The organism is Zestomonas insulae (genome assembly GCF_016901015.1).
Classification (GTDB): Bacteria; Pseudomonadota; Gammaproteobacteria; order Pseudomonadales; family Pseudomonadaceae; genus Aquipseudomonas; species Aquipseudomonas insulae.
In genome coordinates, this window is the sequence record NZ_JAFEUP010000001.1 from 846,647 (window position 1) to 869,917 (window position 23,271).

17 protein-coding genes are annotated in these 23,271 nt (G+C 68.6%); 3 read left to right on the top strand and 14 right to left on the bottom strand.

What is annotated here, in order from left to right; genetic code table 11:
* Window positions 1–28: 28 nt before the first annotated feature.
* Window positions 29–622: a TetR/AcrR family transcriptional regulator gene (locus tag JQX08_RS04100; protein ID WP_204914922.1), complete on the bottom strand. Its 594-nt coding sequence runs from the start codon at window positions 620–622 to the stop codon at window positions 29–31.
* A 102-nt stretch (window positions 623–724) separates the two neighbouring features.
* On the opposite strand from JQX08_RS04100, the gene JQX08_RS04105 reads away from it, so the two are divergent.
* Together JQX08_RS04105 and JQX08_RS04110 are read left to right on the top strand one after the other, a co-directional pair.
* Window positions 725–1,558 carry a crotonase/enoyl-CoA hydratase family protein gene (locus tag JQX08_RS04105; RefSeq protein ID WP_204914924.1) on the top strand — a complete coding sequence of 278 codons (834 nt, stop codon included), beginning with the start codon at window positions 725–727 and terminating at the stop codon, window positions 1,556–1,558.
* 182 nt (window positions 1,559–1,740) lie between these two features.
* Window positions 1,741–3,516, top strand: coding sequence for an AMP-dependent synthetase/ligase (locus JQX08_RS04110; protein WP_204914926.1), 1,776 nt, complete (start codon window positions 1,741–1,743; stop codon window positions 3,514–3,516).
* A 93-nt stretch (window positions 3,517–3,609) separates the two neighbouring features.
* On the opposite strand, the gene JQX08_RS04115 is transcribed toward JQX08_RS04110, so the two are convergent.
* The 6 genes from JQX08_RS04115 to JQX08_RS04140 form a co-directional block, all read right to left on the bottom strand.
* A complete protein-coding gene (locus JQX08_RS04115) occupies window positions 3,610–4,449 on the bottom strand; it encodes a DUF4434 family protein (RefSeq protein ID WP_204914928.1) in 840 nt (279 codons plus the stop codon).
* Window positions 4,449–7,616 carry an NfrA family protein gene (locus JQX08_RS04120; RefSeq protein WP_204914930.1) on the bottom strand — a complete coding sequence of 1,056 codons (3,168 nt, stop codon included), beginning with the start codon at window positions 7,614–7,616 and terminating at the stop codon, window positions 4,449–4,451. The genes JQX08_RS04115 and JQX08_RS04120 overlap by 1 nt, the downstream gene beginning before the upstream one ends.
* Entirely contained in the window at window positions 7,613–9,787 is a 2,175-nt protein-coding gene (nfrB, locus tag JQX08_RS04125) for a cyclic di-3',5'-guanylate-activated glycosyltransferase NfrB (RefSeq protein ID WP_204914932.1), read from the bottom strand. Before nfrB ends, JQX08_RS04120 begins: the two co-directional genes overlap by 4 nt.
* The gene (gene wecB, locus JQX08_RS04130; RefSeq protein ID WP_204914934.1) at window positions 9,784–10,935 is read right to left on the bottom strand and encodes a non-hydrolyzing UDP-N-acetylglucosamine 2-epimerase; all 1,152 of its coding nucleotides are present in this window, start codon (window positions 10,933–10,935) and stop codon (window positions 9,784–9,786) included. The genes nfrB and wecB overlap by 4 nt, the downstream gene beginning before the upstream one ends.
* A 158-nt stretch (window positions 10,936–11,093) precedes the next feature.
* Complete coding sequence (locus JQX08_RS04135; protein ID WP_204914936.1) at window positions 11,094–14,159, bottom strand: efflux RND transporter permease subunit; 3,066 nt, start codon at window positions 14,157–14,159, stop codon at window positions 11,094–11,096.
* A 6-nt stretch (window positions 14,160–14,165) separates the two neighbouring features.
* Complete coding sequence (locus JQX08_RS04140; RefSeq protein ID WP_204914938.1) at window positions 14,166–15,269, bottom strand: efflux RND transporter periplasmic adaptor subunit; 1,104 nt, start codon at window positions 15,267–15,269, stop codon at window positions 14,166–14,168.
* A 104-nt stretch (window positions 15,270–15,373) separates the two neighbouring features.
* On the opposite strand from JQX08_RS04140, the gene JQX08_RS04145 reads away from it, so the two are divergent.
* On the top strand, window positions 15,374–16,009 hold the full coding sequence (locus JQX08_RS04145; RefSeq protein ID WP_204914940.1) for a TetR/AcrR family transcriptional regulator: 636 nt from the start codon (window positions 15,374–15,376) through the stop codon (window positions 16,007–16,009).
* Between the two features lie 28 nt (window positions 16,010–16,037).
* Here JQX08_RS04145 and JQX08_RS04150 read toward each other — a convergent pair whose 3' ends face one another.
* The 7 genes from JQX08_RS04150 to ppc form a co-directional block, all read right to left on the bottom strand.
* Complete coding sequence (locus tag JQX08_RS04150; protein ID WP_204915329.1) at window positions 16,038–16,817, bottom strand: class I SAM-dependent methyltransferase; 780 nt, start codon at window positions 16,815–16,817, stop codon at window positions 16,038–16,040.
* A 67-nt stretch (window positions 16,818–16,884) separates the two neighbouring features.
* On the bottom strand, window positions 16,885–17,574 hold the full coding sequence (locus JQX08_RS04155; RefSeq protein WP_204914942.1) for an extensin family protein: 690 nt from the start codon (window positions 17,572–17,574) through the stop codon (window positions 16,885–16,887).
* 81 nt (window positions 17,575–17,655) lie between these two features.
* Complete coding sequence (locus JQX08_RS04160) at window positions 17,656–18,513, bottom strand: DUF72 domain-containing protein (RefSeq protein WP_204914944.1); 858 nt, start codon at window positions 18,511–18,513, stop codon at window positions 17,656–17,658.
* An 11-nt stretch (window positions 18,514–18,524) separates the two neighbouring features.
* The gene (locus JQX08_RS04165; RefSeq protein ID WP_204914946.1) at window positions 18,525–18,836 is read right to left on the bottom strand and encodes a hypothetical protein; all 312 of its coding nucleotides are present in this window, start codon (window positions 18,834–18,836) and stop codon (window positions 18,525–18,527) included.
* Window positions 18,837–18,940: 104 nt separating this feature from the next.
* Window positions 18,941–19,618 (bottom strand): tRNA (adenosine(37)-N6)-threonylcarbamoyltransferase complex dimerization subunit type 1 TsaB, encoded by a 678-nt coding sequence (gene tsaB / locus JQX08_RS04170; protein ID WP_204914948.1) that lies wholly within the window; start codon window positions 19,616–19,618, stop codon window positions 18,941–18,943.
* 85 nt (window positions 19,619–19,703) lie between these two features.
* Window positions 19,704–20,351 carry an adenylate kinase gene (adk, locus tag JQX08_RS04175; RefSeq protein WP_204914949.1) on the bottom strand — a complete coding sequence of 216 codons (648 nt, stop codon included), beginning with the start codon at window positions 20,349–20,351 and terminating at the stop codon, window positions 19,704–19,706.
* A gap of 155 nt (window positions 20,352–20,506) precedes the next feature.
* A complete protein-coding gene (ppc, locus tag JQX08_RS04180; RefSeq protein ID WP_204914952.1) occupies window positions 20,507–23,143 on the bottom strand; it encodes a phosphoenolpyruvate carboxylase in 2,637 nt (878 codons plus the stop codon).
* Window positions 23,144–23,271: the final 128 nt, after the last annotated feature.

A 23,271-nucleotide genomic window follows, 5' to 3' on the forward strand; every position in this document is an offset into this window, starting at 1 on the left:
GGTCTCCTGTGAACGGGCGAAAGACGGGTTACTGCGAGGCCAGCACGCCGCGGACGTACTGCCAGAGCTGCTGCGCCAGGTGCTCGGCGGCCGGCCGCGGAGTGCGCGCCAGCGCTTCGAGCAGCGCCTGGTGCATGCCGCCGAGGGTCATCGCCGAGACCAGCTCCGGGTCGAGCTGCGCGCTCAGTTGCCCGGCGGCCTGGCCGCGGCGGATGTTGTCGGCACCCTGGCGGACGTTCTCGGCGATTCGCTGGGCCTCCATCGCCGCGACCTCCGGCTCGCGGGCCAGGCTGACCAGCAGCAGCGGCGCCAGCGGCTCGGCGTAGACGAACTCGACGACCAGGTGGGTGCGCTGCTCCTCGCGACGCAGCCAATCATTGCTCTCGGGCAGCGGATCGGCGGCCATCACCTGTGCCTGGTAGCGGTCGTAGTAATCCTCGGCGACCGCCGCCAGCAGCCCGGCGCGGGAATTGAAGTAGCGGTAGATCAGCCCGACCGACACCCCGGCGCGCTCGGCGACGCGGGAGACTTCCAGGCCGCCGCCCTGCTCGAGCAGTTCGCTGCGCGCCGCTTCGAGCAGGCTGGCGCGGGTTTTCAGGGCTTTGGGGGAGAGATCGGCCATGGCGGGTCACAAATTGCTGGACAAGAAAAGTGAACTCAGTTTACTTATTTGCTCGGCGCTGCCAAGTCATCCCATAAAAATAATCTGCCGGAGCCTGTCGCCATGTCGGAATCCTGTGTGCTCTACAGCGTCGAAGGGCGCGTCGCCACCCTCACCCTCAATCGCCCCGAACGTCTCAACGCCATCGACGACCGCCTGCCCGACGACCTCGCCGCCGCGGTGGCGCGCGCCAATGCCGACGACGCGGTCCATGTCATCGTCCTCACCGGCGCCGGGCGCGGCTTCTGCAGCGGCTACGACCTGAAGTTCTTCGCCGAGAACCCGCGCGGCATCTATGGCAGCCAGGAAATGCCCTGGGACCCGATGGTCGACTACGCGCTGATGAAGCGGAACACCGAGCAGTTCATGAGCCTGTTCCGCAGCTACAAGCCGGTGATCGCCAAGATCAACGGCCCGGCGGTGGCCGGCGGCAGCGACATCGCGCTGTGCTGCGACCTGATCGTGATGGCCGAGGAAGCGGTGATCGGCTACCCGCCGGCGCGGGTGTGGGGCTGCCCGACCACCGCCATGTGGGTGTACCGCCTGGGTGCCGAGAAGGCCAAGCGCATGTTGCTCACCGGCGACCTGATCGACGGCCGCGAGGCCGAGCGCCTCGGCCTGGTCTACCAGTGCGTGCCGCTCGCCGAGCTGGACGCCGCGGTCGATGCGCTCACCGCGCGAATGCAGGGCATCCCCAAGAACCAGCTGATGATGCAGAAGCTGATGATCAACCAGGCCTTCCACAACATGGGCCTGGAAACCACGCAGATGTTCGCCACACTGTTCGACGGCATCACCCGCCACAGCCCGGAAGGCGTGCGTTTCAAGGCGCGCTGCGAGGAAGTCGGCTTCAATCAGGCGGTGCGCGAGCGCGACTCGGGGCAACCGATTCCCTAGCGGTCAGACGTAGCCACGACCGGATTCCCGCCTGCGCGGGAATGACGGGGTTGCGCACGCTGCCGAGGCTGCCGTCGGCGCACAGAGGATCAGACACCGTCGTCCCCGCGCAGGCGGGGGGGCCAATCAACCAGCACCACCGTTGCGCCCGTTAGAACGACAAGAAACACAAGGAGTGTTCGATGAGTTCGTTACCGCAACCACCCCACGCGCTGCCCAGCATCCCCGCCCTGCTCGCCTGGCGCGCCGCGACCACCCCGGACTGGCCCGCCGCGCAGGAGCTGCGCGACGGCCAGTGGCACAGCCTGAACTGGGGCGAGATCGCCCGCCGTGCCGAACAGCTGGGCCGCGCCCTGCTCGCCCACGGCGTGCAGCCCGGCGACCGGGTAGCGATCTGGAGTCGCACGCGGGTCGAGTGGAGCCTGCTCGACTTTGCCATCCTCAACGCCGGCGCGGTCAGCGTCGGCCTGTATCCCAGCCTCAGCGCCAGCCAGGCTACCCAGCAGCTGCAGCGCGCCGGCTGCCGCCTACTGTTCGTCGAACATTCCAGCCAGGCGCTGCCATTGCAGGTCGAGGGCCTCAGCGTGGTGTGCCTGGACGAGGCGCCGGCAGGCAGCGGCCACCTGCACCTGGAGACCTTCCTGGCCGGCGCCGCGCCGATCAGCGCCCGCCAGCTGGAACAGCGCTGGCAGGCGCTGGGCCCGGCAGCACTGGCCAACCTGGTGTTCACCTCCGGTACCACCGGCGAGCCGAAGGCGGCGATGCTCAGCCACGGCAACCTGCTGGCTTTCATCAGCGAGTACCGGGTCGCCCCCGGGCGTTACACCAGCCTGTCGTTCCTGCCGCTGGCGCATGTCGGCGAACGGGTGATCGGCCACTACCAGCGCCTCTGGGCCGGCGCCCAGGCCGCCTATGTGCCGGAGCTCAGCGACATCCCCCGCGCCCTGGCCGAAGTGCAGCCGGACTACTTCGGCAGCGTGCCGCGGCTGTTCGAGAAGCTGCATGCCGCCGTGCTCGCCCAGCGCGCCGGGCTGCCACCCGGAAAGCAGCGCCTGCTCGACTGGGCGCTGCGCACCGGTTTGCAACGCGCGCGCGGCCAGGGCAACCCGCTGAGCGGCTGGCTGGCGCGGCGGCTGGTGCTCGACAAGCTGCGCACCAAGCTGTTCGGCCGGCGCATCCGTACCCTGGTCGGCGGAGGCGCGCCGCTCGACGCCGCACTGGTGGAGTTCTACGCCGCGCTCGGCCTGCCGCTCTATGAAGGCTGGGGGCTGTCCGAATCGACCGCCTTCCTCACCAGCAACGAGGCAGGGATCGCCAAGGCCGGTTCGGTGGGCAAGGCGCTGCCCGGTACCGAGCTGCGCATCGCCGCCGACGGCGAGGTGCTGGCCCGCGGGCCGCTGGTGTTCCAGGGCTACTTCGGCCAGCCGGAGAAGACCGCCGAGACGTTCAGCGAGGACGGCTGGCTGCGCACCGGCGACCTCGGCCGCCTGGATGCCGACGGCTACCTGTGGCTGACCGGGCGCAAGAAGGAACTGATCATCACCGCCGGCGGCAAGAACATCGCACCGACCGCCATCGAGGCCCAGCTCAAGCAGCAACCGCTGGTCGAGCAGGCGCTGGTGCATGGCGACCGCCGCAAATACCTGGTCGCCCTGCTCGCCCTCGATCCCGAGCGGCTCGCCCTGTGGGCCCGCCAGCAGGGCCTGGGCGGCGACTACGCGACCTGGCTGCAGGCCCCGGCGCTGCTGGCCGAGCTGCAGGCGCATGTCGACAAGGTCAACGCCGAGCTGGCCCAGGTCGAGCGGATCAAGGCCTGGGCGTTGCTGCCGCGCCTGCTCAGTCAGGACCAAGATGAGCTGACGCCAACCCAGAAGCTCAAGCGCCCAATGATCGAGCGGCATTTCGCCGAGTTGCTGGAAAGCCTGTACCCGGCTGAGGAGCAGCGCCGCCACGGCTGACGGGCAAGCCGGCCACTCACCTGCGTAGGAGCGAATTCATTCGCGATGGCCGTCCGCCCCATCGCGGATGAACCCGCTCCCAGGCCGACGCGCTCAGCGCCGCAACACCGCCCCCCAAGGCCGGTAGCGCAAAGCGAACACCGCCACCGCATGACAGCCGGCGCGCAGCGACAGCGGCTCGGCAGCCTCGGCCGTGAACAGCTGGTCGGCGCTGCTGGTCTGGCGGAACGCCTCACGCACCACGCCGACCGAACAGGGCAAGGCTTGCTCGTAGGCCTGGCGCACCAGCGGTGCCAGGCTGCCGGTGCCCGCGCCGTCCTGCCACCACACCTGCACACCAAGCCCGGCCAGCGCGCCCAGCCAGTCGCCATGCGCCTTGGGCGACAGGCGCGCGGCGCTGAACGCGCTGAGGTGCAGCGGCGCGTCGAGACGCGCGGCGAAGCCTTTCAGCTGGCGCTGCAGCGTCTCGCGGCGTTCCGGCGCCTGGAAGTGCAGATCGTCCAGTTCCATCGGCAAGTACCAGCCGTCCACCGTCAGCCGCCAGTCCTGACGCAACAGCCGCTGCTGAGCCAGCGACCGGCCAAGCTGATACTCCCAATAGGTCGCCAGGCCCGGCCCGTCGAGCTCGTTGAGGCGCTGGGAGTAGGCCGCGTCGAAGTACAGGCCGACCACCAGCCGCAGCCCCTGTGCCTGCGCCTCGCGCAGCGCCTGAGCCAGCCAGCCCTCGGCGCCGCCGAACGTGCTGTCGCCATACGCCGTCCACTGCACGATCAGCGTGCGCACGCCGTGTCGCGCACTGGCCTGCCAGAGGCTGCGCCACTGCGCCGGGGAGACTACCGCGTCGGCATTCTGCGGCTGGAAGAACAGTCGCTCCTCGGCCGTCGCCGCTGTGGCACCGAGCAGCAGACAGAGCACCAGCAACAGCGCGCGCATCAGAAATTCACCTCCAGCCCGACCAGCCAGCCATTGGCCTGCTCGAACAGGTTGCCGCCCAGCCCCAGCTGGTACTCGGTGCGTAGCGTGACGTGGGCGCGGTAGGCGTTGTAGCGGTCGTCGCCATACCAGTACTGCCAGCGCAGGCCGACCCCGCTGCGCAGGTCCTGGCGCCAGTCGTTGTCCGGGTCCTGTGTGGCGAACTCGCCGAAGCCGTAGGCCATCAGGGTCTGCGGGCTGTCGACCGGCAGCTTCCAGACATGCCCCTGCTGAAAGCGCGACAGCCACTGGTGGTCGCCGGCCTTGGTCCACCACGCCGCGTCGAGGTAGAGGAAGCGCTCGTTCCACTGCTCCTCGTCGACCCGCCAATCGTTGCGGTAGTCACCCTGGTCGAGGAACGACGCGGTGGCGCGCAACAGGTAGTCGGTGGAAGTCTGCGCGTAACGGTCGCGCTCGCGCACATAGCGCTCGAATTTCTTCGGCGTGCCGATCTTGTGCAGGCGCAGGCCGGGGAACACCTCGTCCGGGTTGCCCTCGGTGGGGTCCTGGTTCTGTTTGTAGATTTCCCCGTAGAGGTTGAGGTTGAGCTGGCCGAATGGCTTGTAGCGCAGGCCGACGCCGGTGCCGATGTACTGGGTGTAGCGCTTGCGCCCGGCGTTGCCGGCCAGCACCCGGCCGTACACCGAGAGGCTGCTGCCGTTACGGGTCGGCTCCTCGCCCAGGGCGTGGTCCCAGATGGCGATCTGCACATTCTGCGAACTGGCGCGGCGCTGCTCGCCGGTCTGCGTCGCCGACACCGGCACGCTGTAGGTGGCGATACCGGCCGGCGACCAGACGCTGGCCAGGGTCAGGTTATCGCGCTGCGACAGCACTTGATGCGCACGGCGCTGGCGGAAGCGCCGTGCCTCAAGGCTCTCCTCGTCGTCGTCGAGCACCGGCTGCTGCTCGAGGTCGATGGCGCGCTCCAGCTCGCGACGCGCGACGGCGCTGTCTTCGGCCTCGTCATAGCGCCAGGCAAGCGTTTCGGCGATGCGGTAGTCCTCGGGGAAATCGCGGCTCGCCTGCTGCAGATAAGGAATCGCCCGGTGCCGCTCGGCCTGGTCCGCGGCGCCGGCCAGGCGCATGCCGTAGTCGGCGCGAAAGCGCGGATCGTTGGGTGCCAGGCGCACCGCCTCGGCGAGCCAGGCGGTGCTCTGCGCACGCTCGCCGGCGCGCTCGGCACTGGCCGCCGCCGCGTAGTAGTGGCCGGCATCCGGCGCCTGGCGCAGTGCCTCGCGCTGGCGCTGCAGCGCCAACTGCGCGTCGCCGCGAGCGGCGGCGATCTGCGCGCCGAGCGCCCAGTCGTCGGCCGAACGCCGCTGCGCCAACTGCCAATAGCGTTCGGCGGCGTCATGGTCGCCGGCAGAGAGGGCCGCGCGGCTGGCCGCCAGGCGCGCGCTGTCATCCAGCGTGGCCAGCGGCTGAGCGCGCCAGATCGGCCAGGCCTGCTCGGGTTCGCCGGCGGCAGCCAGCGCGTAGGCCAGCGCCGGCCCCACCGATGGGTCGCCCGCCTGCTGCGCCTGGCGGTAATAGACCACCGCCTCGCCCGGTCGATCGGGCATCGCGCAGCGGCCCAGCGCGCGCCACTGCCCGACTTCGCGCGGCTGCGCACCGGCGTTGCCGCGCACCAGATCGCAATGGCCGGCTTCGGCCAGGCGGCCGAGCAGTTGGGCGCGCGTCGCTGCGTCGACCTGATCGAGCAGCGGCGCGACGCGCTGCGGCGGTAGCGCCGTCGCTGGCTGCGCATAGAGTCCGCCGAGGCGCGCCAGCAAAGGCGCCGGCAAACGGCCGTGGCGGCGGTCGTAGGCGTCCTCCAGCAGCTGCTGGGCCTGCTCGCGACGGCCGCCGGCGAGGGCCAGGAAGCTGGCCTGATCGAGGGCGCGCAGATCGCCGCTGGCGCGGTAGTAGCGCAGCCATTCGCCGGCCGCCGCCTCGCTGCGCCCGGCGGCCTGCAGCAGCTCGGCGCGCTGCTTGACCACTGCGTTGCTCGGCGGCTGGCGGCTCAGCCAGGCCAGCGCGCGTTCGCTCTGCCCACGACGCTGCCAAAGTCCCAGCAGCGCGTCGCGGCGGCGGTTGTCCCAGGGTACCGGGAGGGTCTGGCTGAGCAGCAGGTCCTCGGCCTCGAGGCGCTCGGCGAGCACCAGCCAGGCCTGCGGATCATCGGCCGCGCGGCACTCGCGCAGTTGTTCGAGGGCGGCCTGCGCAGCGCGGCGCGACAGCCACTCGGCGGTTTCCAGGCACGGCCGGCCGAGCTGGTTGGCCAGCTCACGGACCCGTGCGCTGTTGCCGGTCTGCCGCGCCAGCTCCCAGAGGGTTTCGCGCTGGGTCTCCTGCTGCGCCGGTGGCAGCGCCTGCAGCCAGGCCTGGGCCTGCTCCGTCCGGCCGCTGGCGATGGCGCGCTGGGCGGCCTGCTCGCGCAGGCGTTGCGCCAAGGCCGGGCTCGGCGCCTGGGCGAGCAGTTGGTGCAACGCCTGATCATCTTCAGTGTGCAGGTAGGCCTGCGCCAACCGTTGCCAGTCGCCGCCATCCAGTTGCTGTGCGGTGGCCAGCGGCGCCAGCTGGGCGATCACCTGCGGCCAAGCGCCGGCCCGTTCGGCCCAGTTGGCGAGCGCCTGGCGCAGCTCGCGTTCGTCGCCACGCGGCTCCAGCGCCGCCAGCCAATCCAGCGCGGCGCGGGCGCCCTGACGCTTGCCGAGGCTCTGGCTGTAGGCCTGCCACAGGCGCACCCGCTCACCACCCTGACTGTGGGCCAGCCAGCCCTGCACCTGGGCCTGCGCCGGCGCGCCCTGCTCAAGCCAGGCCAGGCGCAGCTCGAGCAGACTGCGCCTGGCTTCGGGACCGTCCGGCAACGCCGCGCTGGCGGCCAGTGCGTCCTCGTAGCGGCCTTGGCGGGCCAGCGCCTGGATCAGCAGGCGACGCGCCTCGTGATTGTCCGGTACCTGGTCGAGCAGGTGGCGCATCAGGCGTTCGACTTCGCCCCAGTTGTCCTGCTTGGCCTCGCGGTAGGCGCGTTCGAGAAACGGATAGCTGCGAAAGCGCTGGAAGTCGCTGAGCGGCGCCTCGGCCGGCAACGCCTGACCGACGCCGGCCAGCAGCAGCGCGGCGAGCAGCCAGGAGTGGCGTCTCACGCGACCTCCCGGGCAATCAGATAAGCCTCGTGCTGCTCGGCGGTCTGTTCGCGCAGCGCCTGCTGCAGCAGCTCCTCGCTGATCAGGCCGCGTTCGACCAGGTGCTTGCCGAGCGACTCATGCTCCGGGTCGTAATCGATCAGCGCCTGGTTGAACAGGCTCGGCGGCACCATGCCGCGGGCCTGCAGCAGATCGCCGAACAGCACCTGATGGCGGCAGATGCGCTCCATCAGCGCCGCGTCGGTGTGCCGCCGGGCCATTACCTCGAGCACCAGACGCGCTTCGTCGTTCTGTTGGCGCCCGCCGTACCAGTGGCGCAAGCCGAGCGTGACCCGCCCCTGCGGGGCCAGGCGGCACTGCACCGGGCGCTTGAGCTGGCGGGCGATGGCGCCCAGCGACACCTGACTGACCCGTCGCTCGCTGGCGAGGATCAGCGTCTTGCCCTCCTCCGCCACCGGCAGCACCGCATAGCGCAGCGCCAGTTGGCGCGGCAAGGCGGCGATCAGCTGCGGGTCGAGGGCGAAGGGGTCGAGCGGCAGCCACTCGAGGTCGAGTTGCTCGGCCAGCGCTGCGGCCAATTGTTGGCTGTCGATCAGCCCGCGCAGCAACAGCTCGCGGCCCAGTGCGCGGCGCACCGGGCTGGTCACCGCAGCCTGCAGTTGCGCCTCATCGATCAGCCCGCGGGCCAGCAGGCGCTGACCCAGCGGGGTGCGCTGCGGTTGGCCGAGGCGCGGGAATTCGTGGGTGGTCTTGTCCCACGCCACGCGCCGCGAATCACCCATTTCCAGCACCTGGCGGAGCGCGCGCAGGTTGGCGAAGAAGTTGACGAAGTTGCTCCACATCATCCGTGGCGCCGACAGCAGGCCCTCGCCCACGCCGTAGAAGCGGGTGACGAACCAGAAGCGCTGGAACAGCCGATTGAGCAGCAGCACGCCGTTGGCGGCGAGCAGCAGGCTCAGGGTCGGGCTGTCCGCGAGAATAGACGGAAAGTGCCAGGTGTTGGGGAAGATCAAGGTGATCAGCCACATGGCGAGCAGCACCAGGAACAGCAGGTTGACGGTGAAGCTCACCAGATAGCCAAACAGGCCGCGTCGGTCGCGCCAGAGGAAGTAGTTGAGCCCCAGCTGCTTGCTCCAGCCGAGGTTCTTGGTGCCCTGGAAGACGATGCCGGTGATCCACCGCGACTTCTGCCGGATGGCGTGCTGCCAGGTGCGCGGGAAGTGCTCGCGCACGCAGATCACCTGGGCGAAGCGCCGGTTCATGCCCAGGCGGTACGGCGCCTGGAGCGCCAGCTGCGGGTCGCGCACCGAGTAGCGGGCGAAGATGCAGGTCATGCCCTTGGCCTTGAGGCGAAAGCCGATGTCGTAGTCCTCGGTGAGGCTCTGTACGTCGAAGGCAATGCCGTCGCCCTCCTCCAGCAAGGCGGCGATCGCCCGGCGGCTGAAGCAGGTACCCACCCCGGCGCTGGGCACCTGGCCGGTCAGCGCCTCGCGGACGATCACGTCCTTGCCGTGGTTCTCGGCGAACTCGTCGACATAGTGGCCGGCGGTGAAGCCCGACCACTCCGGCGCGTAGGGATAGACCGGAATCTGGATCAGGTCCTTGGCCGGCAGCAGGTAGTTGAACAGACGCAATTCCAGCGGCGAGATGACGTCCTCGGCGTCGTGCAGGATGAAGCCGGCGAACTGGATGCGCGCCTCGGCCTCGAAGCGCAGGATCGCGTCGATCACGTTGTTCAGGCAGTCGGCCTTGCTGGTCGGCCCCGGCCGCGCGCAGACGATCTTGTGCACGTTGGGGTAATGCAGGCACACCGCATCGACATCGGCCTGGGTGTCCGGATCGTTCGGGTAGGTGCCGACGAAGATCTGGTAGTTCTCGTAGTCCAGGGTCGACGCGGCCAGGCGCGCCATCTCGCCGACCACGCCGACCTCCTGCCAGGCCGGCACCATGATCGCCAGGGGCTTCTCGGCGACGCTGAACAGGCGCTCCTCGTCGGCTCGATCATAACGCCGATAGACGCGAAAGCGGCGGATCAGCTGGCGGCCCCAGTACACCAGGTCGATGAACAGGTCATCCAGGCCGAGCAGCAGCATCAGCCAGGCCAGCCCGAGGGCCAGCCATTTGAGGCCGAACAGCAGGTAGCTGATGTAATCGACCAGCGCGTAATTCATTGCCCCTCGCCGTGCTTGCGCTCGTGCAGCCAGTCAAGCAGGCGGTGGGTGATGCGCTCGCTGGCATGTCCATCGCCATAGGGATTGCTGATGTGGGTCATCGCCGCGTAGGCCTCGGCGTCATCGAGCAGGCGGCTGGTCTCCTCGACGATGCGCCGCACCACGGTGCCGACCAGCATCACCGTGCCGGCCGCGACCGCCGACGGCCGCTCGGTGGTCTTGCGCATCACCAGCACCGGTTTGCCGAGCGACGGCGCCTCCTCCTGAATGCCGCCCGAATCGGTGAGGATCAGGTAGGACCGCGCCATCAGCCAGACGAACGACGGATAGTCCTGCGGCGGGATCAGGCGCACGTTGGGGTGGCTGCCGAGCAGCGAATACACCGGCTGCTGGACCTGTGGATTGAGGTGCACCGGATAGACGAACTGCACGTCGGGGTATTTGTCGGCCAGCTCGGCGATGGCCTGGCAGATGTGCTCGAAGCCCTTGCCGAAGTTCTCCCGGCGGTGTCCGGTGATCAGCACCATGCGCCCCTCCGCCGGCAACGCGGCGAGCGGCGAATCGGCCGGCGGTTGCCAGTTGACCTCCTCAAGGTGCTGGCGCATCCACAGCAGCGCATCGATCACCGTATTGCCGGTGACCTCCATGTGCTCAAGCGGCACCCATTCACGCAGCAGGTTGTCGCGCGCCGCACGGGTCGGCGGAAAGTGCAGCTCGGCGATTACCGCAGTGAGGTGGCGGTTGGCTTCCTCGGGCCACGGCGATTGGATGTCGTTGGTGCGCAACCCGGCCTCGACATGCGCCACCGGGATGTGTCGGTGGAACGCCGCCAGGGCAGCAACGAAGCTGGTGGTGGTGTCGCCGTGGACCAGTACCACTTCGGGTTGGCGTTCGGCGTAGACCTGGTCCAGCGCACTGAGCATCTGCTGGGTCAGGCCGTTGAGGCTCTGCCCTTCGGTCATCAGCTGCAGGTTCTGGTCGATGCTGAGTTCGAAGGCATCGAGCACCTGCTGGAGCATTTCCCGGTGCTGGCCGGTAACGCAGATGTACAGCTCGATCCCCTCGGTCTGCCGTAGCGTGCGCGCCAATGGCGCCATCTTGATCGCTTCGGGCCGGGTGCCGAATACCATCATTACGCGATAGGTCATGGGAACCACTGCCTCCGTGAGGGATTCAGTGATGAAGACCCGACCGCTGCGTCGATCGTTCCGCTCGTCGCCTGCACCACCCCCAACTCAAAGCGTAGCAGCGGAAATGAAAAAACCCGGCCACCAGGGCCGGGTTATCGGGTGCCGCAATCCGCAGGCTAGACGCGCTTGACCCGGAACCAAGCGGCGTACAGCGCCGGCAGGAACAGCAGGGTCAGCGCCGTTGCGACGATCAGGCCGCCCATGATCGCCACCGCCATCGGCCCGAAGAAGATGCTCCGCGACAGCGGGATCATCGCCAGCACCGCCGCCAGGGCGGTCAGCACGATGGGGCGGAAGCGCCGCACGGTGGCCTCGATGATCGCGTGCCAGCGGTCCAGGCCGGCGGCGATGTCCTGCTCGATCTGGTCAACCAGGATCACCGAGTTGCGCATGATCATCCCGGCCAGGGCGATGGTGCCGAGCATCGCCACGAAACCGAACGGCTTCTGGAACACCAGCAGGAACAGCGTCACACCGATCAGCCCGAGCGGCGCGGTTAGGAACACCATGGCGGTGCGCGAGAAGCTCTTCAGCTGCAGCATCAGCAAGGTCAGCACCACCACGATGAACAGCGGCACCCCGGCGTTCACCGACTTCTGCCCACGCGCCGAGTCTTCCACGGTGCCGCCGACGTCCAGCAGGTAACCGGACGGCAGTTCGGCACGGATCGGGTCGAGGGTCGGCATGATCTCCTTGATCAGGCTGGCCGGCAGCGACTTGTCGTAGATGTCGCCGCGCACGGTGACGGTCGGCAGGCGGTTGCGGTGCCAGATAATGCCTTCCTCGAAGCCGTACTCGAGGGTAGCGAGCTGCGACAGCGGCACGCTCTTGCCGCTGCTGGTCGGCACCGCCAGGCTCGGCAGCAGGGCCAGATCCTGGCGCTCACGCACGGTGCCGCGCAGCATGATGTCGATCAGCTCGTTGTCCTCGCGGTACTGACTGACCAGCGAACCGGTCAGCGAGCTCTGCAGGAAGCGCGACAGCTCGGCGGTGCTCACCCCGAGGGCGCGCGCACGCTCCTGGTCGATGTGCAGGCGCACCACCTTGCTCGGCTCCTGCCAGTCGAGGTGGACGTTCACCACGTGCGGGTTCTCGCGCACCTTGTCGGCGACCTTGCGGGCCAGCGCGCGCACCTCGTCGATGTGCTCGCCGGAGACGCGGAACTGCACCGGATAGCCGACCGGCGGGCCGTTCTCCAGGCGCGAGATGCGCGAACGTACGGTGGGGAACTCATCGTTGAGGGTCTTGATCAGCCAGGTGCGGATTTCCTCGCGCGCCTCGATGTTCTTCGCCAGTACCACGAACTGGGCGAAGCTGGCCGCCGGCAGTTGCTGGTCGAGCGGCAGGTAGAACCGCGGCGAGCCGTTGCCGACGTAAGCCACGTAGTTGTCGATGCCCGGATGGTCCTTGAGCAGCTGCTCGAGGCGCTTGACCTCGGCCTCCGTGTTGCTTAGCGACGAGCCTTCACCGAGCTTGAGGTCGACCATCAGCTCCATGCGCCCGGAGGACGGGAAGAACTGCTGCGGCACGAAGCGGAACATCACGATCGAGGCGATGAACGCCGCCACGGTCAGCAGGATCACCGTCTTGCGCCGCCGCACGCACCACTCCACCACACCGCGCACGCGCTTGTAGAACGGCGTCGAGTAGGGATCGTGACCCTTGTCGCTGCCGCCATGCTTGGCCGCGTGACGCTTGGCCAGGTCCGGCAGCAGGCGGTCGCCGAGGTACGGCACGAACACCACCGCGGCGATCCACGAGACCACCAGGGCGATGGTCACCACGCCGAAGATCGAGCGGGTGTACTCGCCGGTGCCGGACTGCGCGGTGGCAATCGGCAGGAAGCCGGCGGCGGTGATCAGCGTGCCGGTGAGCATCGGGAAGGCCGTGCTGGTCCAGGCGTAGCTCGCCGCCTTGAGTCGGTCGTAGCCCTGCTCCATCTTGATCGCCATCATCTCCACGGCAATGATCGCGTCGTCGACCAGCAGGCCCAGCGCCAGCACCAGCGCGCCGAGGGAAATCTTGTGCAGGCCGATGCCGAAGTAGTGCATGGCGGCGAAGGTCATCGCCAGCACCAGCGGGATCGACAGCGCCACCACCAGACCGGTGCGCAGGCCGAGCGAGAAGAAGCTCACCAGCAGGACGATGATCAGTGCCTCGGTGAGCACGCGGACGAACTCGCCGACGCCCATCTTCACCGCAGCCGGCTGGTCGGACACCTTGCGCAGCTGCATGCCGGCCGGCAGGGTTTCCTGCAGGCGGGCGAACTCGCCCTCCAGCGCCTCGCCGAGGACCAGGATGTCGCCGCCCGACTTCATCGACACGGCCAGGCCGATGGCGTCCTCGCCCATGAAGCGCATGCGCGGCGCGGGTGGATCGTTGAAGCCACGGCGCACTTCGGCGACATCGCCGATGCGGAAGGTGCGGTCGCCGACGCGGATCGGGAAGTCGCGGATTTCCTTCACCGAGTCGAACTTGCCGGAAACGCGCAGCTGCACGCGGTCGGTGGCGGTTTCGAAGAAGCCGGCGGCGGCCACCGCGTTCTGCTCCTCCAGCGCCTTCTGCACGGCAGCCAGCGGCAGGCCGAGGGTGGCCAGCTTGGTGTTGGACAGTTCGATCCAGATCTTCTCGTCCTGCAGGCCGAGCAGTTCGACCTTGCCGACGTCCTTGACCCGCTGCAGCTGCAGCTGGATGCGGTCGGCGTAGTCCTTGAGCACCGCGTAGTCGAAGCCCTCGCCGGTCAGCGCGTAGATGTTGCCGAAGGTGGTGCCGAATTCGTCGTTGAAGAACGGCCCCTGGATGCCCTGCGGCAAGGTGTGGCGAATATCGCCGACCTTCTTGCGCACCTGGTACCAGAGCTCGGGGATTTCCGCCGAGCGCATCGAGTCGCGGGCCAGGAAGGTGACCTGCGATTCACCGGGACGCGAGAACGAGATGATCTTGTCGTACTCGCCGGTCTCCATGAGCTTCTTTTCGATGCGCTCGGTGACCTGGCGCGACACCTCTTCGGCGGTGGCGCCGGGCCAGCGGGTGTTGATCACCATGGCCTTGAACGTGAACGGCGGGTCTTCGCTCTGCCCCAGCTTGGTATAGGAGATCGCCCCGGCAATGCCGAGCAGCAACATGATGTACAGGACGATCTGACGGTTCTTCAGCGCCCAGGCGGATAGGTTGAAATTCACTGCGCCTTACTCCTTGGCAACCAGCTTCACCGTACGGTTGGAGCGGTCCACCGGGTGCACCGCCTGGCCTTCGCGCAACACCTGGACGCCGGCGGCGACCACCCAATCGTCGGCACTCAGGCCTTCGAGCACCGGCACGCGGTCTTCGCCATAGGCGCCAATGCGCACTGGCCGGCGCTTGACCGTGGAATCCTTGGGATCGACCACCCAGACATAGGGTGCGCCGGCTTCCGCGGTCAGCGCGGAAAGCGGCACCGAGAGCGGCACCTCACCGTTCAACTGCACGAATACCCGCGCGCTCTGGCCGAGCTCGGCCGGCACCTTGCCGTCGGCGAAGGAGACCCGCGCCGCATAGGTGCGCGACTGCGGATCGGCAGCCGGCGACAGCTCGCGGATGCGCCCGGGGAAGCGTTTGTCCGGCTGCGACCAGAGCTCCACCGCGACGGTCTGACCGATCTTGAAGCGGTCGATGGACTGCTCCGGCAGGCTGATCAGCACTTCGCGCTCGCCGTCGGCGGCCAGGGTGAACACGGTTTGCCCGGCGGCCACCACCTGACCGACCTCGACGCGGCGACTGGCGATCACCCCGTCGGCCTGCGAACGCAGCACGGCGTAGCCGGCCTGGTTGTTGGCGACGTTGAACTCGGCACGAATCTGCTTCACCCGCGCTTCGCCGGCGCGGTACTGGTTTTCCACCGTGTCGTACTGCGACCGGCTGATCATCTGGCGCTGCAGCAGGGTCTGGTAGCGATCACGCTCGGCGCGGACCAGCTTGAGGTTGGCCTCCGCGGCACCGACCTGGGCACGCGCCGCCTCCAGTTGCAGACGCACATCCTCGGGATCGAGTTCGGCCAGGGCCTGGTCCTTCTTCACCCGTGCGCCGCTGTCGACCAGGCGCTTGCTGATCTTGCCGCCGATGCGGAAGGCCAGCTCCGACTCGAGCCGCGCGCGCACTTCGCCCGGGTAGGCTTCGACCGAATCGGCGGCCGGTTGCGGCTGCACGACCATGGCCGGACGAATGGAAGTTTGGGCCTGTTCACCGTTGCCGCAGGCGGCCAGTAGCACGGCGAGGGTTAACGGCAGGATGCGAGGCAAGGCGTGGCGCAACATGGTGACTGACCTTCCGCGAGAAGAATTGGAATACTTATACTGGCTGGTATAGTAAAAATACCGAACTACCCAGTCCAGTATTACCAGCGGGAAAATTTTGCGAAATGTCTGACAAGTTATTGCCTACAAGCGGCCCCGGTCGCCCGAAGGACCCGGCCAAGCGCCTGGCGATCCTCGAAGCGGCGAAAACCCTGTTCCTGCGCAACGGCTACGACGGCAGCAGCATGGACGCGATCGCCGCCGAGGCCGGGGTCTCCAAGCTCACCGTGTACAGCCACTTCACCGACAAGGAGACGCTGTTCTCCGCCGCGGTGAAGGCCAAGTGCGAGGAGCAACTGCCCGAACTGCTGTTCGAGCTGACCGACGACGTGCCGATCGAAACCGTGCTGTTCAACATCGGCCGCGGTTTCCACGCGCTGATCAGCAGCCGTGAATCGATCGAGCTGCACCGGGTGATGATCGCGTCGGCCGCCCAGGACCCCAAGCTGGCGGACATCTTCTTCTCCGCCGGGCCACAGCGCGTGCTCGACGAGATGACCCACCTGCTCGATCAGGTGCAGCGCGGCGGCCTGCTGGCCATCGACAACCCGCTGAACGCCGCCGAGCACTTCTTCTGCCTGATCAAGGGCGGCCACAACTTCCGCCTGATGTGCGGTTGCGGCGAGCCGCTGGCCGAGCCGGACGCCGAAGCGCACGTGCGCGAAGTGGTGGCGCTGTTCGTGCGTGCCTTTCGGCCCTGACGCGGCCTGATTAGCAGCCCGGGGCGCCTCAGGCCTCGAGCTTCTTCAGCGGATATATGTCGTAACGGCTGGACTTGCCTTCCAGGCTGTAGCTGGGCTTGGCACCTTCGATGATCGGCGCCTTGCGTGGCCGTTTCACCACCACCCGGTGGCTGGCCAGGCCCAGCGCGGCCTTGAGCAGCGCCGGGGCGTCGAGGTCGTCGCCGACCAGCGGGCGGAACAGGCGCATCTCCTTTTTCACCAGCGCGCTCTTGTCGCGGTGCGGAAACATCGGATCGAGATACACCACTTGCGGCGCCTCGCCCTGCCACTCGCTCATCAGCGCGATGGCGTTGCCGGTCAGCAGACGCATGCGCGCGATGATCGGCGCCACCTCGAAGTCCCCCTGCGCACGCGCCAGGCCGTCCTCGAGCAAGGCGGCGACCAGCGGCTGCCGCTCGATCAGGGTCATGCTGCAGCCCAGGCTGGCCAGCACGAAGGCGTCGCGACCCAGGCCGGCGGTGGCGTCCAGCACCCGTGGGCGGATGCCGCCCTGCACACCGACCGCCTTGGCGATCATCTGCCCACTGCCGCCGCCGAACTTGCGCCGGTGCGCGGCCGCGCCTTCGACCAGGTCGACACGTACCGGGCCCGGTGCCTGCGGGCCGAGGTCAACTAGCTGCAGGCCGGCGTCACCCAGCTGCAGGGCGAACTCCGCCTCACCGGCCAGCGGCAGGCCAAGACGCGCCGCCCACTCCGCCGCCTGCGCGGCAAACCCCGGCGCCAGCGCCTCGACCCGTACCCTGACCTGTTGCTGCTCGTCGCTCATGCCGATCCATTCCCGTTGCATCAGCCCGGCATTCTGCCAGAGCGCGCGCCGCGCTTCTCGCCGCGCGCTAGCGGCACATGCGCATCAGGCCCATGTCGAGGTGGAAATGGTCGCGGTGCGCGGCGTTGTAGTCCGGGCTGAGGGTGGTGTTGAAGTGTCCGCAGGCGGCGTCACGCACCTGGCGCAGGAACAGTGCCTCGCGGTCAGTGCCGCGCCAGTCGCGGGCCAGACTGATGCGCCGGCCGTCGCGCAGCCGGAAGCCGGCGATATCCAGCGCATTGGCCGAGGCATGCTGGCTGCGCCGCTGGCTGTTGCCGACGTTGCGACAGGCGAAGCTGCCAAGGTGCTCGATGCGCACCACCGGCTGCCCGAACACCTGCTGCGCGGCCGGCTGCAGACCGTGGTGCTCGAACAGCGCGAAGGCCACCGCGAGCTTGCAGGTGGCGACGAAGCTGCTGCTCAGAGCGACGCCGGCGGCAGTGATGCGCACGCTGTTCTGCAGCGGACAGCCGGCGCTCGGCTGGCTATCCGGCAGCTCGGTGAAGCGCAGCGACGAACTGGCCAGCGCCTGGCGACACAACGCCGGATCGGCCTGTAGACGCATCAGTTTGAAACTGGTCAGCAGGTTGCGCGGGTCGCGGACATCCAGGGGCGCCCAGGGGTCCCAGCGCGATGGCAGCTTCAGCCAGTGCTGATGGATCGCCAGCGGGACGCCGACAAGGAGCAGAAGCAGCAACCAACCTAGCAATCGGCGCACGGCGGCCTCGTCGGTCTGGGTGGGCGCGAAACGGGATGGGTGAAGGCCGGAAAAGCGCCCGGGTACGCAATACAGACCGCGCTAGAGCAGGCCGAGTTGCGCCAATGGCTCTTGCGCCGGCCACGCCAGCGCCGGCAAACCGGGTAGCCGGGTACTGAGCGCGTCGTGGAAACGCCGGGCTTGCGCCGCCGCCAGGTGATTGTCGGGCGTGTGCAGGAACACGTAGGGGCTCAGACCCTGCTCGATCCAGGCGGCGACCTTGTCCAGCCAGGGAACGAGAAACGCCTGGTTGGCCTCCAGATCGGGGCCACCGATGAAGCGCAGTTGCGGGCTGGTACTGAAGGCAGTGGGGCGAATCGGCAGGCGCGGCTTCTTCGCCTGGGCATGCAACACCGCCGGATCAGCCGAGGTGCAGCTGAACAGCGCCCGAGCATCCAGGCAGATGCGCTCGACCTCGCAGCCGTGCAACAGGCGATTCAGCGCCCGCTCCTCCTCGCCCTTGGCAAAGAACGCCGGATGGCGGACCTCGACGGCCACCCCGCGCGGTGCCACTGCGTCCAGCCACACTGCCAGCTCGCCCAGCCGTGCCGGGCCGAAGCTCGCCGGCAGTTGCAGCCACAGCGGCGCGACCCGCGTACCGAGCGGCGCGAGCAGGTCGAGGAAGGTCTGGGTGGCATCCAGCTGCTCACGCAGGTCGGCGGCATGGCTGATGTCGCGCGGCAGCTTGGCGCAGAAGCGGAACGCCGCCGGCATCAGCGTCGCCCAGCGCTGCACGGTGGCGGCCGAGGGCCGTGCATAGAAGGTGGTGTTGCCCTCCACGGCGTTGAACACCCGCACGTAGTGCTCGAGGCTGTCGGCGGGGCGCAGGTCGGGGGGATAGAAACTGCCGCGCCAGGCCGGCTCGTTCCACGACGGGCAACCGAGGTAATAGGGCAACACGGAGGTGTGGATCAGGCGTAGAGGTCGAGACCGAGCACTTCCGCGGCGTCGGCGTCGTAGGAATAGCTGGCGGTGTTCGAGTAGCTCGCCAGCGCCTGGGCGGCCTGGTTGCTCAAGCCACGCTGATAGGTGATCGGCTGCGCGGCGACCGGCAGGCGGTCCTCATCGAGCTGGCCGGCCTGGCTCGGCTGCGTGGGCACGCGCGCCGGGGCTTCACGGCGCAATTCAGCATCCTTCTGCACATCCTGATACGGCACGACCGCGGTGCCCGGGCGGGCGCTGCGATCCAGCGGATAGGAGGAGGAATAACCATTGATGCGCATGGGGGACCTGGGCAACCAGTCTGAAACGACACTGCGATGATAATCGCTCGACAATCTACTCAGCGTATTGATGCAAGGCAATCATCTGGCGAAGCGACTGACGGTCAGCCGGCCTTGGGCGTCGCCACCTGATCGCGCAGGTACACCGGCTGCGCCTGGTCGGCCGGCAGCGCCTCGCCGCGTGCCCAGGCGAAGCTTGCCAGGCTGAGAACATCCTCGGCATGCGGCAGCAGACTGCCGTCCTGGCCGCTCACGGCGACCGGCAGGCGGTCGGCGAAGGTGCCCCAACCGGTGCCGACGCCGAACCACTCGCCGCTGGCATCGCGCGGCAAGGCGGCACGTTCCGGCGGCAACACCGCTTCGAGGCCGGCCAGGCGCATTTCGCCCTGCTCGGCGCGGTAGCAACCCCAGTACACCTCGTCCATGCGCGCGTCTATGGCCGCCGCGGCCTGCTGCACGCCGCGCTCGCGCAGCACGCGCTGGGCCAGCGCAGCCAGGTTGGACACCGGCAGCACCGGGCGGTCGAGGCCGAAGGCCAGGCCCTGCACCACGCCGATGGCGATGCGCACCCCGGTGAAGGCCCCCGGACCGCGACCGAAGGCGATGGCGTCGAGCGCTGACAGCGCCACGCCCGCCTCGGCCAGCAGGGTTTGCACCATCGGCAGCAGACGCTGGGCGTGCAGGCGCGGGATCACCTCGTAGTGACTGAGCACGCGACCGTCGTGCAGCAGGGCGACGGAGCAGGCTTCGGTGGCGGTATCCAGGGCCAGCAGAGTGGTCATCGGGCGATCCAGGCGGAAAAACGGGCGGGCATTATAAACGCCAACGGCCCGCAAGCGGGCCGTTGGACATCGAGCAAGACGCGGCTTAGCTGAGCGCAGCCAGGACCTTGCCGGTAATCGCTTCCACCGAACCGACGCCGGCGATGGCGCTGTACTTCGGGGTGCCTTCGCTGGCGGCCAGCTGCTGGTAGAAATCGACCAGCGGCTTGGTTTGCGAGTGGTAGACCGACAGGCGGTGACGCACGGTCTCTTCCTTGTCGTCGTCGCGCTGGATCAGCTCCTCGCCGGTGACGTCGTCCTTGCCGGCAACTTTCGGCGGGTTGTGCTCGGTGTGGTAGACGCGGCCGGAAGCCGGGTGCACACGACGACCGGCGATGCGACCGACGATTTCCTCGTCGTCCACAGCGATCTCGACCACGTGATCGATGGTCACGCCGGCCTGCTTCAGCGCTTCGGCCTGCGGAATGGTGCGCGGGAAGCCGTCGAACAGGAAGCCATTGGCGCAGTCCGCTTGGGCGATGCGCTCTTTGACCAGATTGATGATCAGGTCATCGGAGACCAGACCACCGCTCTCCATCACGCTCTTGGCTTTCAGGCCCAGCTCGGTGCCGGCCTTGACCGCGGCGCGCAGCATGTCGCCGGTGGAGATTTGCGGGATGCCGAACTTCTGGGTGATGAAGCCAGCCTGAGTGCCTTTCCCGGCGCCGGGAGCCCCCAACAGAATTACGCGCATTGATGTGCTCCTCAAGAGTAATTATTCGGTCGGACGCGCCTCATGGGGCCCATCTCAAAATAGTTATTGGCCACGCCTGGCGTGGCAAAAGGCTGATCAAGATACACAGCGCCCCCTAGCCACACAAGCCACCTAAAGTCGGTGGGGCGGGCCCCTCAGCCGGTGTTGCGCAACCCCGCGGCAATGCCCGCCACGCTGACCAGCAGGGCCTGTTCCAAGGGGCCGTCAGATGGGCTTGCAGACTGTCTAGAACGGGCCAGAAGCTCCACCTGGAGCAGGTGCAGCGGGTCCAGGTAGGTGTTGCGCACGCTGATCGATTCGAGGGTCTCGGGACTGTGCGCGAGCAACTGCGTTTGCCCGGTCAGACCCAGCACCACCGAGCAGGCCTGCGACAATAGGTCGCGCAAATGTGCACCCAGCGGTTGCAGGTCCTTTTCGACCAGGCGCAGGTCATAGAGGACGGCGATTTCCGCGTCGGCTTTGGTGAGGACCATCTCCAGCATGTCGATGCGCGTGCGGAAGAACGGCCAGTCCTCGCGCATCTGCGCCAGCAGCGCCTGCTCGCCGCGCTGCAGGGCATTGCCGAGCGCCCGCTCCCAGCCCAGCCAGGCCGGCAGCATCAGGCGCGTCTGGGTCCAGGCGAAGATCCAGGGGATAGCCCGCAGGCTCTCCACCCCGCCCTGCCCGCGCTTGGCCGGCCGGCTGCCGAGTGGCAGGCGCGCCAGCTCCTGCTCCGGGGTGGCCTGGCGGAAGTAGGCGACGAACTGCGGATGCTCGCGCACCACGGCGCGATAACCCTGCACGCCATCGCTGGCCAGACGGTCCATCAGCGCGCGCCACTCCGGCGCCGGCGCCGGCGGTGGCAGCAGGGTCGCCTCCAGTACGGCGGCGAGGTACAGCTTGAGGTTCTGCTCGGCGAGGTGCGGCAGGCCGAACTTGAAACGGATCATCTCGCCCTGCTCGGTGGTACGGAAGCGCCCGGCCACCGAGCCCGGCGGCTGCGAGAGGATCGCCGCGTGCGCCGGGCCGCCGCCGCGACCGACCGTGCCGCCGCGACCGTGGAACAGCAGCAGCTCGACCTGATGGCTGCGGCAGATGTCGACCAGCGCTTCCTGGGCGCGGTACTGCGCCCAGGCCGAGGCCGTGGTGCCGGCGTCCTTGGCCGAGTCGGAATAGCCGATCATCACCTCCTGCGGACCGTGCAGGCGTGCGCGGTAGCCAGGCAGGCCGAGCAGCCGGTCGATCGCCGGGCCGGCGTTGTCGAGGTCGTCGAGCGTCTCGAACAGCGGCACCACACGGATCGGCCGCTGCAGGCCGGCTTCCTTGAGCAGCAACTGCACGGCGAGCACGTCGGACGGCGCGCCGGCCATGGAGATCACGTAGGAACCCAGCGCCGCAGCCGGCGCCGCAGCCACCACGCGGCAGGTGGCGAGCACCTCGGCGGTGTCTGCCGAGGTGCGGAAATGCGCCGGCAGTAGCGGCCGGCGGTTGTCCAGCTCGCGCAGCAGAAAGGCGATGCGGGTGTCCTCGTCCCACTCGGCGTAATCGCCGAGCCCCAGGTAATCGGTGATTTCGCTGAGCGCGGCGGCGTGCCGGGCGGCGTCCTGACGGATGTCCAGGCGCGCCAGGAACAGGCCGAAGGTTGCCGCGCGGCGCAGGCAGTCGAGCAGCGCGCCGTCGGCGATCATGCCCATGCCGCAGGCATGCAGCGAGTGGTAGCAGAGCTCCAGCGGCTCGAGCAGCTCGCGGTTGTCGCTGAGCACCTCGGCGCCTGGCGCTACCTCAGCGTCCAGCGCCGCGTGGGCCCAGGCGCGGGTGGCGCGCAGGCGCTCGCGCAACTGCTTGAGCAGCGCGCGGTACGGTTCCGGATGCACGCCGACCACCACGCGCAGCTCCTCGCTGGCCTCCTGCATCGACAGCGCCGCCGCCAGTTCGTCGACGTCGCGCAGGTACAGGTCGGCGGCCATCCAGCGCGCCAGCAGCAGCACCTCGCGGGTCACCCGCGCGGTGACATTGGGGTTGCCGTCGCGGTCGCCGCCCATCCACGAGGCGAAGCGTACCGGCGCCGCCTGCAGCGGCAGGCGCAGGCCGCTGGCGGCCTGCAGGGCGGCGTCGACACTGCGCAGGAAGTTCGGCACCGCCTGCCACAGCGAATGCTCGATTACTGCGAAGCCCCACTTGGCCTCGTCCACCGGGGTCGGCCGGCTACGGCGAATTTCTTCGGTGTGCCAAGCCTCGGCGATCAGCCGCTGCAGGCGTTCACGGACCCGCTCGCGCTCGGCCGGGCTGAGGTCGGCGTGGTCCAGCGCGGCGAGCTGCGCGGCGATCGCGTCGTACTTCTGGATCAGGGTGCGCCGAGCCACCTCGGTCGGGTGCGCGGTGAGCACCAGTTCGATGTCCAGGCGGCCCAACTGGCGGGCCAGCGCCTCGGGGGCGTGCCCGTCGGCGAGCAGGCGCTCCAGCAGCTCGGGCAGCACCCGCGACTCGAAGGGCACCGCCTCGTCCGGGCGGCGCCGGCGGATGTGGTGGTACTGCTCGGCGATGTTGGCCAGGTTGAGGAACTGGTTGAAGGCCCGCGCTACCGGCAGCAGCTCGTCCTCGGCGAGACCGTCGAGGGTGCTGGCGAGCTGCTCGGCACCGGCCGCCGAGCCGCGCCGGGCGGTCTTAGCGCCCTTGCGGATGCGCTCAATCTTGGCGAGAAAGACTTCGCCGTGCTGGGCACGAATGGTCTCGCCGAGCAATTCGCCGAGCAGGTGCACCTCTTCGCGCAGGCGCGCATCGATCTCCGTCATGCATTTTCTCCGACCGCTGACCGCATGCCCCGGGCGGGGTCCCGTTTTAGAGTGGCCCAGCGCGCCAAGTTCTTACAAGCGCGCGACAGAATGGCCGCCGCGCGAGGCATGGCGAACTAGGCTGAATA